Annotated in this window: 2 protein-coding genes; one reads left to right on the forward strand and one right to left on the reverse strand. The window is 74.0% G+C overall.

Annotation, left to right across the window (positions count from 1 at the left end; translation table 11 throughout):
* The coding region (locus IDM29_RS16370; RefSeq protein WP_188037805.1) for a DUF4153 domain-containing protein at positions 1-1,337 on the forward strand (1,337 nt) is incomplete at its 5' end.
* A gap of 64 nt (positions 1,338-1,401) precedes the next feature.
* Here IDM29_RS16370 and IDM29_RS16375 read toward each other — a convergent pair.
* The gene (locus IDM29_RS16375) at positions 1,402-1,818 is read right to left on the reverse strand and encodes a hypothetical protein (RefSeq protein WP_182112980.1); all 417 of its coding nucleotides are present in this window, start codon (positions 1,816-1,818) and stop codon (positions 1,402-1,404) included.
* Positions 1,819-2,258 lie beyond the last annotated feature (440 nt).

The raw sequence follows: 2,258 nt of genomic DNA on the forward strand, positions 1-2,258 counted from the left end.
GGCCCGGCCTCGGCGCCGCGGTCGTCGGTGCCGCGGTCTGGGCGCCGGCGGTCCCGGCGCTCGTGCGGCGCGGGGCGCGCACCGACCTCGCGCTCGCGGTGCTCTCGGTGGCGCTGCTCGCCGTCGTCGCGGTCCGCGACGCGCCGTGGCTCGTGGTGCTCTGCGCCCTGGCCGCGGCGCTGACCGGCACGGTCGCGGCGACGTCGTCGCGCTCGACGGCCGCGCTGCTGCTCGCCGTGCCGACCTGGTTCGCAGGGCTGGTGCGGTCGATGCCCTGGGTCGCACGCACGCTGGCGCGCTCGCCGGGCCTGCGGAGCCGGCAGACCCTGGTCGCGCTGCGGAGCGTGGGCGTCACGGTGGTGCTGGTGACGGTCTTCGGCCTGCTGTTCGCGAGCGCCGACCGGGTCTTCGCGAGCTACCTGCCGCGGCTGTCGGTCGACCTCCTGCCGGGGCAGGTCGTCGTCGGAGTGCTCGTCGCGCTGCTCGCGGCCGCGCTCGCGCACCTCGCCGTCGCGCCCGCCGCGTGGTCGGACCTGCGGCCGGGGCCGGGCCGGCCGGCGCGCCGCGGCGAGTGGCTGCTCCCCGTGCTCGCGCTCGACGCCGTGGTGGTCGGGTTCGTGCTGGTGCAGGTCGGCGCGCTGGTCGGCGGTCACGCGTACGTCGAGGCCACGGCGGGCCTGGGCTACGCGCAGTACGCCCGCGAGGGCTTCGCCCAGCTCGTCGTCGCGACGGCGCTCACGCTCGTCGTCGTCGGCGTGGCCGTGCGGCACGCCCCGCGGGCGTCCGTCGGCGACCGGCGCCTGGCCCGGCTCGCGCTCGGCGTCCTGTGCCTCGGCACGCTCGGCGTCGTCGCCTCGGCCCTGCGGCGCATGGACCTGTACGTCGAGGCGTTCGGGCTCACGCGCCTGCGGCTCCTCGTGGTGGTGGTTGAGGTCGTCCTCGCCGTCGTGCTGCTGCTCGTCATGGCCGCGGGGCTGCGGTCGGGCGAGGGCCGCGGTGCGTGGCTGCCCCGCGGCGTGCTCGGCGTCGTGGGCGTGGCGATGCTCGGCCTCGCCCTGGCGAACCCGGACGCGCTGATCCTGCGGCACAACGTCCGGGCCGACCTCGAGGTGCCGCTCGACGTCTGGTACCTGCGGGGCCTGTCCGCCGACGCCGTGCCGGCCGCCGATGAGCTCGACGAGCCGCTGCGCTCGTGCGTGCTGGCGGACATGGCCACGCTGGCGCGCGACGACGCCGCCGGGTGGAACGCGGGACGCGACGCCGCACGCCGCGCGCTCGAGTCGGGCGCGCCGGTGCGCGCCACGTCGTGGGAGACGTGTGCGGTCGGTCGCCCTTGACGGTGACCATCTGGCGCAGCGTGCGCTTGCAAGAGGCGTTCGCCCTGGCGTCGGGCTCCGAGCGCTACAGAGCCTCGACCTGGCAGTGCTCGATGTTGAACTGCCGTAACAGAGCGAGCGCCGCCTCGGAGACGTAGAGCTCGGCAAGGGTGCCCAACCAGAAGTCATCCGTGCCCGCCGAGCCGATCACCTTCATCCACACGAGTGGCGGCGTGCCGTAGCCGAGAGCCGTGACGTTGTCCGATCCGGTCACCTCCGCGGGAGCAAACGAAATGCCGGAGAGGCCAGAGGCCTCGAGGGCAGCGCGGAGTCGTTCGGTCACCAGGTAGACCGGGAACGACGCGAGGAGATCGTCGCCGTCCCAGTACTCCAGTTCGTAGTGCAGCTGCTCAACGATCGGTGGGTGCTGTGAGGTGTCGAGCACGGTCCGTTCACCCAGATCACCTGCCGGATCGGGATGCAGTTCGTAGGCCATCGCCATCACTCCACCCTAGGTGTGGGCACGGGCTGGGTTGTTCTGGTGCGAGGTGGCCGGGCTAGAGCACCTGCAGCGCGTCGCGAAGCGTGAGCAACGTCCACAGCGACCCGCGCGTCTCGCCGCTGAGGTGGACGATCAGCGGCGCTGGACGCCGGCCGACCGGTACCTCGCGCCTCCGGCGCGGGCGCCGATGAGGGCCTCGATCGATCGGTGAGAAACCACTTGACCGGTACAGTCACCGGGTCTACTTTAGCGGTACAGACATCGAACGGGGGACTCCATGGACAGCATGCCGATCGCCACACTCCTCGCCCGCCGCGCGACGGTGGAGCTGGCCAACAGCGCACGACCGGACGCGCCGGTCGTGCCCGGGCGGCCGCCACGCCGCCGGGCACGGGCCGACGTCGTGCGGGTGCCGCGGGCGCGCTCCGCCCTGGCGACCG

It is taken from the genome of Actinotalea sp. JY-7885, assembly GCF_014525465.1.
In the GTDB taxonomy this organism is placed as follows: domain Bacteria; phylum Actinomycetota; class Actinomycetes; order Actinomycetales; family Cellulomonadaceae; genus Actinotalea.